Below are 14,012 nucleotides of genomic sequence, written 5' to 3' on the forward strand. Positions count from 1 at the left end.
ACCCCCACCGCCGATCTAGAGCGTGTCCTTTTGGATCTTTGTGGAAGTCTGTGCCAGATCAGCAGATACCTCAGGGGAACGTGACGGCACCCAGCCACCAACCGCCTGTTGTCCGAGGGTGACGCTGGGTCGGGACCAACACTGTCAAATCCGGGGAGGCGGACTAGGGCGTGGAGTACGAGATCGACGACAACCGGGACCGGGTCGACCTGGACGTCCTGTGGGAGTTCCTGTCCACGAAGGCGTACTGGGGGCAGTTCCGCGACCGGGCGAAGGTGGAACGGCAGCTGGCGGGCGCGTGGCGGGTCGTGGCCGCCTACCGCGCCGAGGACGGCGCGATGGTCGGGTACGCACGTGCGGTGTCCGACGGGGAGGCGCAGGCCTACCTCGCCGACGTGTTCGTGGTCGAGGAGGCGCGCGGGCACGGCGTCGGCAAGGCACTCGTGCACGCCATGATCGAGGAGGGACCGGGCCCGTACTTCCGGTGGATGCTGCACACCCTCGACGCCCACGCCCTGTACCGGCCGTTCGGGTTCGCCGAACCGGATGGCACGTACATGGAACGCAAGGGCCGCAACATGGAGATGTTCGGCCGCCACGGCACCGGCGAGCGGGGTTGACGGTCACCCGACGTCGCCGGGCAGCCACAACCACCCGGACGAGAAGTACTCCTTGCTCTCGACCTTGACGCACTCGAACACCAGCTGCTCGGGCTTCACGAGGTCGTGGAGCCGGTTGGAGACCAGGGCGACGAGGTCCCAGCGCGGGTGGCCGGTCACCGCATCGCGGATCACGGGGCTGTCGATGAGCCGCCTCAGGTCGATGAGGAGGTTGCCGACGAGCCCGTGCTCGGTGCGGCGCGCGAGTCCGAAGTCGAGCGCCATCCGCAGGCGCATGCGGTCGCGGAACCGGTGGTTGTCGTCGGTCAGCGCGCTCGACGTGGTGGTCAGCACCGCCGCGAGGGCGTCGGTGGGATCGGTGTGCGGTGACAGGACGACCCGCGCCCCGTCACCGAGGCAGGTCAGCCCCGCGCAGTCGAGCCCGGTACGGCCCAGGACGTCCCGTACCAGTGTGCGCAGCCGCCGTTCGAGGTCCTCCTGCGCGTGTTCCCGCCGCCTGCCGAAGTCGACGATGTCGACCTGGAACCCCATGGACGGTGTCCGGACGCCGTTCGCGCCGGGTCGGCCGGCCGGTTCGCCGTCACCGCCGGGCCCGGTCCGGTCGATGCGTGCGGACAGCAGCCGCGCCCGCAGCTCGAGCAGGGCCTCCAGGTCGCCGTCGTTCCCGTGGTTCGCCGTGATGAGCACCGCGAGCAACGCCCGCAGCTGACCCTCGCGCCGTGGGAGGCGGTCCCTGGACAGGACGTCGTGCACGGTGCTCTTCGGCACGCCGTCGACGCCCTCGGTGTCCTCCGTCGCCTTCGCGATCGCGTTGAACGACATGCCCGCCCTGGCGGCCATGGCCCTGACCAGTGCCATGTACTCCGCCTCGGTGGCCGGGCGCTTGACGCCGAGGATCGGCCGGGAGTCGGGCAGCATGAACTCGACCATCGCGTGTAATGCGCGGCGGCGGCGCGCCATCAGTTCCGGCGGTGCGGGCTGGTCGACCACCTGGGCCAGCTGGCGGAGGTACGCCTGCGTCGGCTGGTCCAGACCGACGAGTTCGGCTCTGGTCGCGGGGAGGGGGTTCGGGTGGTGCGACACGTCGTTTCCTTCCGGGCTGGTCCAGGCTGCTGAGGAGAAGCGCCGCCCGCGGGCTCTGGGGTTGCGGCCGTCACGGAGCCGAACGCGGTGGCGTGCTGCGCAGACCCAATCGCAGCCACCGGACCCCCGCAACCGGAACCGGGCCGGGCTGGTCGGCCGGGTGAATGCCGGGCAACCCCGTCCGGGAACGTCCGGGCGGGACATCCGGAACCGTTCGGGCGCCGACACCGCCACCAGGCCGTGGCCCTGCGGATCACAGTGGATGTCGTTGGCATCGGGGCAGGTGGCGGCCGTCCGGAGTGGTCCGGTGGGCTGTGCGGGGCGTCGGCGGTGCGGTCTACTTCCCGGACCGGGGCGAGTGTCTGGTGGTCCAGGCTCGTCGGTAACGGCCGGGGCGGGTGACTTGTTGCGGAGGGGCCTGTCCCGGCCACCATTCTTCACCGGATCGGGCGCACTGACACGCAGCGTGCACAAAGGTGCCGCCCGGCGTCATACCGCGGCGGGCCGGGTGCCGAACCCGCGCGCCAGGTACTACGTGTCCCGCGCCGTCCTGGTCGCGCCCGCGGAGGCCGCGACGACGAGGAGCACCGCCACCCACTGGACCGGGCCGAGGATCTCGCCGAGCACGACGAGTCCCACGAGCGCGGCGACCCCGGGTTCCAGGCTCATCAGGACCCCGAACACGCGTGGCGGGATCTTGCGCAGCGCCTCGAGTTCCAGCGAGTACGGGATGACCGACGACAGCAACGCGACGCCGAGCCCGACGATCAGCACCCACGGCTCGAGCAGCGCGGTGCCGCTGTCGACGATGCCGACCGGCGCGACGACGATCGCGGCGAGCGCCATGGCGAGCGCGAGACCGCCGCCGTCGTCGGTCCGCTTGCCGAGCGCCGCGCTGAGCAGGATGTAGCTCGCCCAGCAGACGGCCGCGCCCAGCGCGAACAGGATGCCGGCCAGGTGGAGGTCGCCACGGCCCTCGGTCAGCAGCACCACCCCGCCCGCGGCGAGCAGCGCCCACAGGCCGTCGAGCCAGCGGCGGGACCCGGCGAGCGCCACGGCGAGCGGTCCGAGGAACTCGATGGTGACGGCGATGCCGAGCGGGATCTTCGCGATCGCCAGGTAGAAGCACAGGTTCATGGCGCCGAGCACCAGCCCGTACCCGATGACCACCTGCCACGCGGTCCTGCCGAGCCGGAACGACGGCCGCCAGACCACGAGCAGCACCACCGCGGCGAAGAACAGCCGCAGCGCGACGGTCCCCGCGCTGCCGACCGCGCCGAACAGCTGCTTGGCGAGCGCCGCGCCGACCTGCACGCTGAGGATCCCGGCCAGCACCTGCGCCGGCGGCGGCACCGCCCCGATCGCCCGCCCGGCGAGCGCGACCAACCCGTCGCGCGGGATCGGGTCGGGCCCCACCCGGTCGACATGCATCGTGGTCATGGCCGCATCCTCCGGGAGACCACCGACAGTCGTCGCCGGGCTTTCCAGATCGTGGGACCCGGTAGGGTTTCCCCATGGCGGGGAATGAAGTCGCGGCGCTGCGTGCGCTGACGAACGGGGACGTGACCGGCGCGCGGACGGCACTCGATGGCGGGGTGACGCGGCCGCTGCTGAACGCCGCCCTGCGCACCCACCTGGCCGCCACCGGCAACGACACCGCCGCCACCGACACCGCCGCCGACGGGCACGTGTACGACCAGCCCGCCGCGTTCACGGCATTCATCCGCGGCGGTGGCAACGTCGGGCTGTACGAGGCGGTCTCCTCGGCACTCGCCGAGCAGTACGACCGGCACGACGTCGCCTCGCTGGTCGACATCGGCTGCGGCGACGGCAGGGCGGTCGTGCCCGCGGCCGAGGGCCGGGACGTGGCGGTGACGCTGGTGGAACCGTCGCGGGCGCTGCTCGACGACGCGGTCGCCCGGCTCGCCGGTGCCACGGCGCACAACACCGACGCCGCGTCGTTCGTCTCGGCCATGGCCGGCCGGTTCGACCTCGCCGAGTCGACCTTCGCGCTGCACACGCTGCCACCCGACGAGCGCTCGCGGGTGCTGACGGCGTTGCGCGGGCACGTGTCCCGCCTGGCGATCGCGGAGTTCGACGTGCCGGACCATCCCGTGGGGAGCACGGCACACCTGACGTTCCTGGCGGACACGTACGAGCAGGGCCTCGCCGAGTACGGCACCGACCGCGACCTGGTGGCGCAGGGGTTCCTGATGCCGGTGCTGACCGGCCAGCTCACCCCGGGCGCGACCCGCAACACGTGGGAGCAGCCCGCGACGGCGTGGGCGGCACAGCTCACCGCGTGCGGCTACACCGAGGTGATGATCGAGCCGCTGTACGACTACTGGTCCTCGCCCGCGTTCCTGCTGACCGCCAAGGGCGACGCCTAGCAGGTTCCGTACACGTACCCGTCGTCGTCCGGGGTGGACACGTCGACGTCGCGGAGCACGATGCTCAGCTCGTCCCCCCACCCGGCACAGGCCCGGTCCCTACCCTCCTGTGCGTACTCGACGACCACGACGTGGTCGCCGAACGCCTCGGTGTAGGTACCGCATTCGCTGTCGTGGTAGCCGCACTCCTCGACAACCGCGAAGTCGAGGCCGTTCGCCGTGCGCCGCTCGGCCAGCTCGGCGGTGTTCTTCTGCGCGATCGCCAGGCCGAGGGAGTGGGCGTGCGCGGACAGCAGGCGGATCAGCGCCTGGTTGTCCTCGGCACTCAGGAGGCCGTCCGGGGCGCGGGTGAACGAGTCGTAGTTGTCCGGTTCGACGGCCTGGAAGCCCTTGTCCGCGCACTCGTCGATCCAGGCGTTCACCCTGGCGGCGATGTCGTCGCGGCCGGTGCTGGTGTCGAGCAGCGCCTCGCCCCAGTCCTCGTCGTACACGATCTCGCCGTCGGCGTCGCGGAGCAGCAGGTCACCCCACTCCTGCTCCGCACCCGGCTGGGCCTGGAACGCGTTGACGTAGCAGACGTTGTAGAGCCCGGGGACCGGCTCGGCGCCGTGGTCGCGGACCACCACCTCGACACCGTCAGTCGGTGGGTAGGCGCCCCCGATCTGGTAGTCCCACGGGGCGTGCGGCGGCGGCAGCGGGATCGGGTCCTCCGCCGGGGCACAGGCGGCGAGCAGCGCGAGGACGAGCAGTGCGCGGACCACCTGGGTCACCCTACCGGCCAGTGTCCGGCTGGGATCTCGTGGAGCTGGCGACCGACACCGGGTTGTCCGCGGAACAGGTGCGGGAGGCGCTGGGCGGTCTCGTCGAACGGCGGTGTCCGAAGTGGACATCCGGCTCGGCGCGCTGACGGATCTGAACGAGGCGTACCGGACGGTGCCGACGGCCGACACGGCCACCCCCGACCGCGCGCTGTTCACCGCGGCGCGGTGTTCTGGCTGGTGGCGCTCGCGGTGTCAGGTGGGCTGCTGCCGTCGCCGTGCAGACCGTCAAGGGCGCGGACACGTTCGGCCGCCACAGCCGCCGGTGGTCCGCGGTGATCCCGGGGGTGGCCGGAGTGGCCGTCGTGCTCGGCGGCTGCGTGTACGTGACCGCCGCCATAACCGTGCTGGCCGGGTGACGTGCCACGATCGGAGGCATGGACGAGGTCGTCACGACGGTCATCGAACGGCTGACCGAGCAGGCCGAGCGGCACGACGCGGGTCTGGCGAACCGCCTCGACCGCTGGCGGGTCCTCGAACCGGACGCGGGCCGCTTCCTGTGGTTCCTCGCGCAGTCCGTCGGCGCCCGCTCGATCGTGGAGATCGGCACCTCGCGCGGTGTGTCGACGCTGTGGCTCGCCGACGCCGCCCGCACCACCGGCGGAACCGTGACCACCTACGACACGGACCCGGCCGCGCAGGACGACGCCCGCCGCACCACGTCGGCGGCGGGGCTGACCGACCTGGTCGACTTCCGCGTCGCGGACGGCGGCGAGGCGCTGGCCGCGCTGCCCGACGGCTCGGTGGACCTGCTGTTCCTCGACGCGGAGCGCACCGAGTACCCGGCGTGGTGGCCGCACCCGGTACGGGTGCTGCGGGCCGGCGGTGTGCTGGTGGCGGACAACGCGCTGTCCCACCCGGACGAGATCGCGCCGGTCGAGGAGCTGCTCCGCGCCGACCCCGCGCTGACCGTCACCACGATCACCGTCGGCAAGGGTGAGCTGGTGGCGCTCAAGCGTTGAAAGTGTGGTCGGTGCCGTGCTGGGGTATTGATGAGCCATGACCTCACAGGTGGACGCTGGCGCGCTCACGGCCGTCCTCGATGGACGGTGGGCCGAGCTGCGCGGCAGGCTGCGGGACCGGATGACCGCGACGAAGCTCGCCGACTCCTACGACCTCGACCGCGAGACGCACCGCGCCCAGGTGTTCGAGCAGCTGCGCGAGCTGGTCGCCGCCGGGCACCCGAAGCTCGGGTTCGACCGCGAGTACGGCGGTGCGGGCGACGTCGGTGGCTCGGTGGTGTCGTTCCAGCTGCTCGGCTACGGCGACCTGTCGCTGATGGTCAAGGCCGGTGTCCAATGGGGACTGTTCGGCGGCGCGGTGCAGATGCTCGGCACGCGCCGCCACCACGAGCGCTACCTGCCCGGCATCATGTCGCTCGACGTGCCGGGCTGCTTCGCGATGACGGAGTCCGGGCACGGCTCGGACGTCCAGCACCTGCGCACCACGGCCACGTTCCGCGACGGCGAGTTCGTGCTCGACACCCCGGACGACGACGCCCGCAAGGACTACATCGGGAACGCGGCCCGGGACGGGCGGATGGCCGTGGTGTTCGCGCAGCTGGTCATCGGCGACCGGTCCTATGGTGTGCACGCGTTCCTGGTGCCGATCCGCGACGAGGCAGGCAGGCCGATGCCCGGGGTGCGGATCGAGGACTGCGGCCCGAAGGCCGGGCTGAACGGCGTCGACAACGGGCGGCTGTGGTTCAGCGGGGTGCGGGTGCCGAGGGAGGCGCTGCTGAACCGGTACGCGGACGTCGCTCCGGACGGGACGTACTCGAGCCCGATCGAGTCGGACGGCCGCAGGTTCTTCACGATGCTCGGTGCGCTGGTGCGTGGCCGGGTCAGCGTGGCGGGCAGCGCGGGCAGTGCGACGCAACGGGCGCTGACGATCGGGGTCCGCCGCGCGGAGACCCGGCGCCAGTTCGCCCGGCCGGGCGGTGACGAGGAGATCGTGCTGCTCGACTACCTGGCCCACCAGCGCAAGCTGCTGCCCGCGCTCGCGACGACGTACGCCCTGCACTTCGCGCAGGAAGAACTGGTCACGATGCTGCACGAGGTGCACACGTCGTCCTCGCCGGACGAACGCGCGCAACGCGTGCTCGAGTCACGTGCGGCGGGGATCAAGGCGGTCGCGACGTGGCATGCGACGGCCACGATCCAGGCCGTGCGGGAGGCGTGCGGTGGCGCCGGGTACCTCGCGGAGAACCTGCTGCCAGGGCTGAAGGCGGACACGGACGTGTTCACCACGTTCGAGGGTGACAACACGGTGTTGCTGCAGCTGGTGGCGAAGGGGCTGCTGACCGACTACCGCGACAACTTCGCCGACCTCAGCCCGCTCGCCACGGCGCGGCTGGTGGCCGAGCAGTTGATGGGGGCCGTGCTGGAACGGTGGCCCGCCCCGAAACTCGGCAGTCCCTCGCTGTTCGACCGGCAGTGGCAGCGGGATCTGTTCGCCGACCGGGAACAGCACGTACTCGCCGGTCTCGCGCGACGGCTGCGGGCCGCGGCTTCTTCGGACCGCGACCCGTTCGATGTCTTCAACGACGCGCAGGACCACGTGTTGCTCGCCGGGCGGGTGCACATCGACCGGCTTGTGCTGGAAGCGTTCGTGTCGGCGATCGAGCGGTGTGCGGACTCGTCCGCGAGGGCGTTGCTGGAGCGGGTTTGCGATCTCCATGTGCTGTCGAACATCGAGGCTGATCGTGGGTGGTTCCTGGAGCACGGGCGGTTGACGCCGCCGGTCGCCAAGAAGGTGGTGGCCGAGGTTGGCGCTCTGTGCAAGGAGTTGCGGCCGCATGCTCGGACGTTGGTGGATGCGTTCGCCATTCCGGAGCAGTATGTGGTGACCTCGCTCGGATAGCTTGGCTGTGCACGTGTCCTGAAGGACGCCGTCGAGACAGCAGCGATGAAGGGGCCCTTCGTAACACCCGGTGTGACGAAGGGCCCCTTCGTTGCGCTCACCGTGATGAAGGACCCCTTCGTCACGCCCGGTGCGATGAAGGGCCCCTTCATGACACCGGGCCACGCCCGGGACTCATCCCGTGACGGCGGGCAGCGGGTAGTCGGTCGGCTCGCCGGTTTTCGCGGTACGGCTGCTCAGCCAGCTCAGCACGCCGGTCATGGGCCGGGAGGACAGCAGGCGGTAGGTGGCGTTGCGACGGCGGATCCTGCCCTCCGTCGGCGGCACGAGGAACTTCCCCGCGCCCGCGGCGAACTTCTGGGACTTCTCCACCGGCGGGCGCATGATCTCCTCGTAGCGGGCGAACGCCGTCTCGTGGTCCGCCGACGCCAGCTCGCCCGCCAGGGTGTACGCGCCGAGCATCGCGTGGCCGGTGCCGTTGCCGCCCGGGCCCGCGCACCACGCGGCGTCGCCGAGCAGGACCACCCGGCCCGACGACCAGCGGTCGAGGTGGATCTGGCTCAGTGGCGCGAAGTACAGGTCCTCCGCGTCGCGCAGCGCCGCCAGCAGCTCGGGGGTGCGCCAGCCGACGTCCGCGAAGTGCTTCGCCAGCAACGACTTCTGCGCGTCGACGTCCCCGCGCCCGTAAGCCTCCTCCGGCGCGGCGAACATCAGCGTCACGATGGCCTGGCTCGTGTCCCGGGCGCTCGCCACGCCGACGCATCGGCCCGGCGCGTTGTGGATCACGCCGGAGTGGTCGAGGCCGAACGTGTTCGGCACCGCGAACGCGGCCGCGTAGTAGCCGAGGTGGTGGCGGAACCCGTCGCCGAAGGTCAGCGTGCGCACGCCGGAGTGCAGGCCGTCCGCGCCGACCACCAGGTCGTACCGGCGGGCCGCGCCACGGGCGAACGTCACGTCCACGCCGTCCGCGTGCTGGGCCAGCCCGGTGATGCGGTCGCCGAACACGTACTCGGCGTACGGGGCGCTGTGGTCGTGGAGGATCTCGGCGAGGTCCGCGCGGTCGATCTCCACCTCGCCGCTGAACACCGCCGCCGGGTACGCCGACCGCCGCCGCCCCGCCGCGTCGACGATCACCTGGTCGCCCATGCCGGTCTGCCGGGCGCGGATCTTCTCCAGCACACCCATGCGCGTGAGCAGGGCGAGCTGGTCACCGCGGAAGTCGACGGCCGAACCGCTGGTGCGGGGCCCCGCCGCCTGCTCGACGACCGTGACGTGGTCGCCGAGCCTGCCGAGCCAGGACGCGAGCGACGGGCCTGCGATGCCCGCGCCGGAGATGAGAACCGATCTGGTCATGCCGGGAACGGTACGACAGGTTTATCCACTTGGTCAATCCAAGTGGATAAACCAGGTGGTTGGCTATGCTCACGCGCATGGGAAACCGGGAGGACCTCCTCGCAGGGGCACTGGAGTGCCTGAAGGAGAAGGGCTGGGCACGCACCACGGTTCGCGACATCGCCGCGGCCGCCGGCGTCAACCACGCCGCCATCGGGTACCACTTCGGCTCCCGGGAGGCACTGCTCACCGCGGCGTTCGTGCAGGCCATGGACGAGTGGGGCGGCGAGATGGCGGGCGCCGTGCTGGCGAGCCTGGACCCGGACGCCACCCCCCGGGAACGCTACGAGGCGTTCTGGCGCAAGGCGATCGAGTCCTACGGCGCCCACCGGCGGCTGTGGCTCGCGTCGGTCGAGGCCGCGGTCGAGGCCGAGCACAACCCGAAGGTCCGCGAGCTGATGGTCGCCGCGCTCCGCGAGGGCCGCAGCGGTCTCGCGGCCGGCCTGGTCGGGGTGCCGGAGTCCGAACTGGACGAGAAGGATGTCCGTTCCATCGGCTCACTGCAGCTCGCACTGATGTCGGGGGTGCTCGTGCAGTGGATCCTCGACCCCGAGAACGCCCCGACGGCCGAGAACCTGACTGACGCGCTGCTGTCCCTGTCCGGCAGGCTCACCTCATGACCAGGTTCGCGATCGTCGGTTCCGGGTGGCGGGCGGAGTACTTCTGGCGGCTGGCCGCCGCGCTGGACGGGGTCGACTGCGTCGGGGTGGTGTCGCGGGCACCCAAGGAGCTGCCGGTGCCCGTGTACCTGTCGCTCGACGAGTGCCTCGCCGTGAGCAGGCCGCACTTCGTGGTCACGGCGGTGCCGTGGGAGGTGACGCCGTCGCTCGTGGTGTCGCTGGTCGAGCGGGGTGTGCGGGTGCTCGCGGAGACCCCACCCGCGCCCGACCTCGACCGGCTGCGCGCACTGTGGACGGCCGTCGGCGCGAGCGGGCTGGTGCAGGTCGCCGAGCAGTACACGCGGATGCCGGCCCACGCGGCGCGGCTCGCGCTCGTGCGGTCGGGGGCCATCGGGACACCGACGCGGGCCGACGTGTCGTCGACGCACCAGTACCACGCCGTCTCGTTGATCAGGACGCTGCTCGGTGTCGGGTGCGGGCCCGCGGAGGTGCGGGCCGTGCGGACGACCGCGCCTCTGGTCGATCCGCTGTCCCGCGACGGGTGGGCCGATCCGGCCGAGGTCCGGCAGGCGACGACCACGATCGCGACGATCACGTTCTCCGGCGGCGGGTTCGGCGTCTACGACTTCACGGACAACCAGTGGCACAACCAGGTTGTGAACCGCCGGATGCTGGCTCGCGGCACCACCGGTGAGCTGCGGGACGACGACGTGGTCCGCCTCGCGGCCGACCGCACGATCGTCCGCACCCCGCTGGTGCGCCGCCAGACCGGGTACGACCTGGACCTCGACGGCTTCGACACCGACCACATCACGTGCGGTGCCGACGTGCTCTACCGCAACCCGTACCAGGGACAGCGGTGGAACGACGAGGAGATCGCGATCGCGACCCTCCTCACCGACACCGCCGCGTGGGCCACCGGCTACGGCCCGCCGCCCTACCCGCTCGCCGACGGGCTCCAGGACCACCGCATCGCGCTCGCCGTCGAGGAGGCGGCCGACAACGACGCGGTCGCCAGGGTCGCGGCCGAGCCCTGGCACTGAGCGCTCCCCGGGCGCACCACCAGCACTCGCACGGCCGCGCGTGTGAGAGGTCAGTCTCCCCGCACCCCGCGCACGACGAGCCGTCGCGAGTGGTTGTCGTAGGGCGAGCCGTCGAACCCGCCGAAGCACTCGACGTCGACGAACCCTGCGATCTCGAACAGCGACCGCAGCTCGGCGGCGCTGTAGAGCGACCAGACGATCGACGCGTGCCGGGCCGACGAGCCGCGGACGAGGGTCCAGTCGGTGCGCAGGCGGGTCCAGTCGTCGAGGATCGTGTCACGCGTGAAGACCGTGCCACCGCCGGAGTCCTCGGCGATGTCGATCGCCCCGCGCCTGCCCACCCGCCCGGCGACGACCTCCTTGCCGAGCACGTCGACGAGCAGGGTGCCGCCCGGGGTGAGGCTCGCGTGGGCGTTGCGCAGCACCGTCAAGTTGTCCCCGGGCCCGGTGAAGTAGCCGAACGAGGTGTGCGTGGACAACACCAGGTCGTAGGCACCGGGCTCGACGTGTTCTCGCATGTCGGCCCGCACGAACCACGCGGTCACCCCGGCGCGGTCACACTCGGCCCGCGCTCTGGCGAGCATCGCGGGGCTCAGGTCCACCCCCGTCACCTCGGCCCCCCGCCGCGCGAGCGCCACCACGTAGACGGCGGGCCCGCACGCGATGTCCAGCACCCGCATCCCGGGCCGGACCTGCAACAACGGGGACGCGGCGACCGACTCGTCGGTGGCGTGCCCGGTCAGCTCCGGAAACATCACCGACGCGAAGTCGATCCACAGATCCTCGTCCTCGTACCAATGCATGCCACTCCCGTTCCCCAGCGCAGGCGGTCCCAGCCTCATAGTCGGAGACAGGGGGTGGGAGGGTTCCCGCCGCCACCCCGGTCATGCGAAACTCAGGTCCCGAATGTGACGATCCGAACCAGGACGGCTACCCGCTGGTGGACGGTCGGGGGGAGTTCGGGCACCGGACTGACCAGTGTCGCGGAAACCCGTGGCGCGCTAGCGTGGCGCGGTGGAACCGGGTGAGGTGGTCGCCGGGCGCTACCGCGTCGTTTCGCTTGTCGGGCGTGGGGCGATGGGGATCGTGTGGCTGGCCCGGGACGAGCGGCTCGACCGGGACGTCGCGATCAAGGAGCTGCGGCCGGAAGGCACGGACGAGGGCGGCGGCGACGTCACCAAGCGGGCCATGCGGGAAGGCCGGATCGCCGCCCGGTTGCGGCATCCGAACGCGATCGCGGTGCACGACGTCATCACCTACGGCGGGCGGCCGTGCCTCGTCATGGAGTACCTGAAGTCCGCGAGCCTCGCCGAGGTCACGGCCACGCGGGGTGGCCTGCCGCCCGCGCAGGTGGCGGCGATCGGCGCGCAGGTCGCGGCGGCTCTCGCGGCGGCACACGCGAACGGGGTGGTGCACCGGGACGTCAAGCCGGACAACGTGTTGCTGACGACCGACGGCACCGCGAAGATCACCGACTTCGGGGTGTCCAGGGCCGCGGGTCTCGCCGCGGTGACCGCGACCGGGATCCTCGCGGGCACCCCCGCCTACCTGGCGCCGGAGATCGCGGGCGGCGCGGAGGCCGACACCCGCTCGGACGTCTACTCCCTCGGCGCCACCCTGTACGCGGCGATCGAGGGCACGCCGCCGTTCGGGTTGGAGGACAACGCGATCGCCCTGCTGCACAAGGTGGCCCGCGATCCGCTGGTGCCACCGCGCAGGGCCGGGCCGCTCACGGACCTGTTGCTGTGGCTGTTGCGCCGCGATCCCGCCGAACGGCCGACGATGCGGGTCGCGCACGAGGCGCTCGCGGCCGCCGCCCAGGGCGGGGCGGTGCCCGTCCCGCCACCGCGCAACCCGACACTGCTGCTGCCGTCCTCACCACCGCGCCGGGTGTCGCGGCGGAACGCGGTCGTCGGGGTCACGGCCGTCGCGCTGGTGGCCGCGGGGATCGCGCTGGGGCTGGTGCTCGGTGACGACGACACACCCGGTGCGGCCGGGAGCACCACCACGCCGACGACGACCACCACCACCGTGCCGGAGGGTTGTGTCGCCGCGTACGAGATCACCAACTCGTGGCCGGGTGGCCACCAGGTGCGGGTGGTCGTCCGCAACGACGGCGAGCGCACGCTGACCGGCTGGCAGGTGCGCTGGACCCTGCCGGACGGGGAGGACATCGGCGGCCTGTGGGCGGGCAGGCTCGCCCGCGACGGCGACGACGTGACCGTCACCAACGAGTCGTGGAACGTCACCGTGCCGGCAGGCGGGTCGACGGAGTTCGGTTTCAACGGCTCCGGGGACGACCCACGGGTGCCGCCGGTCAGCTGCCAGGAGCCGTGACCGAGGACTTCTTCGGCACACCGACCTCGACGAACGCGCGGAGGCCCGCCACGATCCCGTCGATCGGCACCGGCATCGTGGTGCGGCTCGCGATGTCGCCGAGGACCTTCGCGGGCAGGTCCGGCAACCCCCTGAGGTCGGTCGCGATCCACGCGGCGGTGCGGCTCGGGACCTTCGGCAGCCGCCCCAGCCCCTCGGCCACCGCCGCCAGCTCCGCGTTCGCCACCGCGATGTCCGAGTGCGGCTCGTCGTCGAGCACCGGCCTGCTGACCCGGTCCTCCGCGCCCTTGCGCAGCACCACGCTCTTCGCGGCGGGCAACGCCACCAGCGGCTCCGAGCACACCCCGCACGCGGCGTCGTGCCTGCCGAACGGGCCACGGACCGTGCAGCTGGTCCGGTCGGGCGAGGTGGACAGGAACCAGAACGCCCAGCAGGACTGGCAGCAGAACACGTCGGTGACCGCGCCCTGCCACTCTCGTTCGACGGCGGTCTCCTGTTCGCGCAGGAGCCGGTGCGCGAACTCCTCGCGTTCGGCGACCTCCCGCTCCGCAGCCTCCGTCAGCTCCGCGACCTCGCCACGCAGCGACGTGTTGCTGCCCAGCAGGTCGGTGTTGGCCGCCATCAGTTCGGCGACCTTGGTCCGCAGCTCCGTCAGCTCGCGCTCACCGCGGCCGAGTGCGTCGCGGTGGCGTTTGCGCTGGCGGGACTGGGCTTCCTCGGTGTCGTCCATGACGCGTTCGACAGCGGCTCGCACCTGACCACGCACCGCCTCCTGCACCGGTGCGAAATCGAGGAGCCACGACCAGACCCGTCCCGCCATGGAGCAACGGTAGCGACCCGGCCCCAT

The 14,012-nt window shown here is 71.9% G+C and carries 15 protein-coding genes; 9 read left to right on the top strand and 6 right to left on the bottom strand.

Annotated features, from left to right (window positions below; translation table 11 throughout):
• Positions 1-170 precede the first annotated feature (170 nt).
• A complete protein-coding gene (locus tag FHR82_RS07515; protein WP_184809566.1) occupies positions 171-620 on the top strand; it encodes a GNAT family N-acetyltransferase in 450 nt (149 codons plus the stop codon).
• A 3-nt stretch (positions 621-623) separates the two neighbouring features.
• On the opposite strand, the gene FHR82_RS07520 is transcribed toward FHR82_RS07515, so the two are convergent.
• Together FHR82_RS07520 and FHR82_RS07525 are read right to left on the bottom strand one after the other, a co-directional pair.
• Positions 624-1,703: a hypothetical protein gene (locus FHR82_RS07520; RefSeq protein WP_184809567.1), complete on the bottom strand. Its 1,080-nt coding sequence runs from the start codon at positions 1,701-1,703 to the stop codon at positions 624-626.
• A 531-nt stretch (positions 1,704-2,234) separates the two neighbouring features.
• The gene (locus FHR82_RS07525) at positions 2,235-3,143 is read right to left on the bottom strand and encodes an EamA family transporter (protein WP_184809568.1); all 909 of its coding nucleotides are present in this window, start codon (positions 3,141-3,143) and stop codon (positions 2,235-2,237) included.
• Between the two features lie 74 nt (positions 3,144-3,217).
• On the opposite strand from FHR82_RS07525, the gene FHR82_RS07530 reads away from it, so the two are divergent.
• Positions 3,218-4,093: a methyltransferase domain-containing protein gene (locus tag FHR82_RS07530; protein WP_184809569.1), complete on the top strand. Its 876-nt coding sequence runs from the start codon at positions 3,218-3,220 to the stop codon at positions 4,091-4,093.
• On the opposite strand, the gene FHR82_RS07535 is transcribed toward FHR82_RS07530, so the two are convergent.
• Positions 4,090-4,854: an endo alpha-1,4 polygalactosaminidase gene (locus FHR82_RS07535; protein WP_311770945.1), complete on the bottom strand. Its 765-nt coding sequence runs from the start codon at positions 4,852-4,854 to the stop codon at positions 4,090-4,092. The genes FHR82_RS07530 and FHR82_RS07535 overlap by 4 nt on opposite strands.
• A gap of 20 nt (positions 4,855-4,874) precedes the next feature.
• Between FHR82_RS07535 and FHR82_RS45750 the strand changes: the two genes are divergently transcribed.
• The 4 genes from FHR82_RS45750 (at position 4,875) to FHR82_RS07550 (ending at position 7,773) form a co-directional block, all read left to right on the top strand.
• Positions 4,875-5,000 (top strand): hypothetical protein, encoded by a 126-nt coding sequence (locus tag FHR82_RS45750; protein ID WP_260418003.1) that lies wholly within the window; start codon positions 4,875-4,877, stop codon positions 4,998-5,000.
• A gap of 129 nt (positions 5,001-5,129) precedes the next feature.
• Positions 5,130-5,270: a hypothetical protein gene (locus FHR82_RS07540; protein WP_184809570.1), complete on the top strand. Its 141-nt coding sequence runs from the start codon at positions 5,130-5,132 to the stop codon at positions 5,268-5,270.
• A gap of 18 nt (positions 5,271-5,288) precedes the next feature.
• A complete protein-coding gene (locus FHR82_RS07545) occupies positions 5,289-5,873 on the top strand; it encodes an O-methyltransferase (protein ID WP_184809571.1) in 585 nt (194 codons plus the stop codon).
• A gap of 37 nt (positions 5,874-5,910) precedes the next feature.
• Entirely contained in the window at positions 5,911-7,773 is a 1,863-nt protein-coding gene (locus tag FHR82_RS07550) for an acyl-CoA dehydrogenase family protein (RefSeq protein ID WP_184809572.1), read from the top strand.
• 174 nt (positions 7,774-7,947) lie between these two features.
• On the opposite strand, the gene FHR82_RS07555 is transcribed toward FHR82_RS07550, so the two are convergent.
• Positions 7,948-9,126, bottom strand: a complete 1,179-nt coding sequence (locus FHR82_RS07555) for an FAD-dependent monooxygenase (protein WP_184809573.1) — start codon at positions 9,124-9,126, stop codon at positions 7,948-7,950.
• A gap of 77 nt (positions 9,127-9,203) precedes the next feature.
• Here FHR82_RS07555 and FHR82_RS07560 point away from each other — a divergent pair, with 77 nt between their 5' ends.
• A complete protein-coding gene (locus FHR82_RS07560) occupies positions 9,204-9,785 on the top strand; it encodes a TetR/AcrR family transcriptional regulator (protein ID WP_184809574.1) in 582 nt (193 codons plus the stop codon).
• Positions 9,782-10,828 carry a Gfo/Idh/MocA family protein gene (locus tag FHR82_RS07565; protein WP_184809575.1) on the top strand — a complete coding sequence of 349 codons (1,047 nt, stop codon included), beginning with the start codon at positions 9,782-9,784 and terminating at the stop codon, positions 10,826-10,828. The genes FHR82_RS07560 and FHR82_RS07565 overlap by 4 nt, the downstream gene beginning before the upstream one ends.
• Before the next feature lie 50 nt (positions 10,829-10,878).
• Here the strand turns inward: FHR82_RS07565 and FHR82_RS07570 are convergent, their stop codons facing one another.
• Positions 10,879-11,631: an SAM-dependent methyltransferase gene (locus FHR82_RS07570; protein WP_184809576.1), complete on the bottom strand. Its 753-nt coding sequence runs from the start codon at positions 11,629-11,631 to the stop codon at positions 10,879-10,881.
• 211 nt (positions 11,632-11,842) lie between these two features.
• Between FHR82_RS07570 and FHR82_RS47265 the strand changes: the two genes are divergently transcribed.
• Positions 11,843-13,165 (top strand): protein kinase domain-containing protein, encoded by a 1,323-nt coding sequence (locus tag FHR82_RS47265; RefSeq protein WP_184809577.1) that lies wholly within the window; start codon positions 11,843-11,845, stop codon positions 13,163-13,165.
• Here the strand turns inward: FHR82_RS47265 and FHR82_RS07580 are convergent.
• Positions 13,146-13,985, bottom strand: coding sequence for an intermediate filament family protein (locus tag FHR82_RS07580; RefSeq protein ID WP_184809578.1), 840 nt, complete (start codon positions 13,983-13,985; stop codon positions 13,146-13,148). The genes FHR82_RS47265 and FHR82_RS07580 overlap by 20 nt on opposite strands.
• Positions 13,986-14,012: the final 27 nt, after the last annotated feature.

It is taken from the genome of Actinophytocola algeriensis, assembly GCF_014203735.1.
In the GTDB taxonomy this organism is placed as follows: domain Bacteria; phylum Actinomycetota; class Actinomycetes; order Mycobacteriales; family Pseudonocardiaceae; genus Actinophytocola; species Actinophytocola algeriensis.

Excerpts from the sequence above, each read along its gene's own strand:
- FHR82_RS07560 (WP_184809574.1), top strand. The coding sequence starts at position 9,204 with ATGGGAAACCGGGAGGACCTCCTCGCAGGGGCACTGGAGTGCCTGAAG.
- FHR82_RS07565 (WP_184809575.1), top strand. The coding sequence starts at position 9,782 with ATGACCAGGTTCGCGATCGTCGGTTCCGGGTGGCGGGCGGAGTACTTC.
- FHR82_RS07530 (WP_184809569.1), top strand. The coding sequence starts at position 3,218 with ATGGCGGGGAATGAAGTCGCGGCGCTGCGTGCGCTGACGAACGGGGAC.
- FHR82_RS07555 (WP_184809573.1), bottom strand. The coding sequence starts at position 9,126 with ATGACCAGATCGGTTCTCATCTCCGGCGCGGGCATCGCAGGCCCGTCG.
- FHR82_RS07570 (WP_184809576.1), bottom strand. The coding sequence starts at position 11,631 with ATGCATTGGTACGAGGACGAGGATCTGTGGATCGACTTCGCGTCGGTG.
- FHR82_RS07550 (WP_184809572.1), top strand. The coding sequence starts at position 5,911 with ATGACCTCACAGGTGGACGCTGGCGCGCTCACGGCCGTCCTCGATGGA.
- FHR82_RS07580 (WP_184809578.1), bottom strand. The coding sequence starts at position 13,985 with ATGGCGGGACGGGTCTGGTCGTGGCTCCTCGATTTCGCACCGGTGCAG.
- FHR82_RS07545 (WP_184809571.1), top strand. The coding sequence starts at position 5,289 with ATGGACGAGGTCGTCACGACGGTCATCGAACGGCTGACCGAGCAGGCC.
- FHR82_RS07525 (WP_184809568.1), bottom strand. The coding sequence starts at position 3,143 with ATGACCACGATGCATGTCGACCGGGTGGGGCCCGACCCGATCCCGCGC.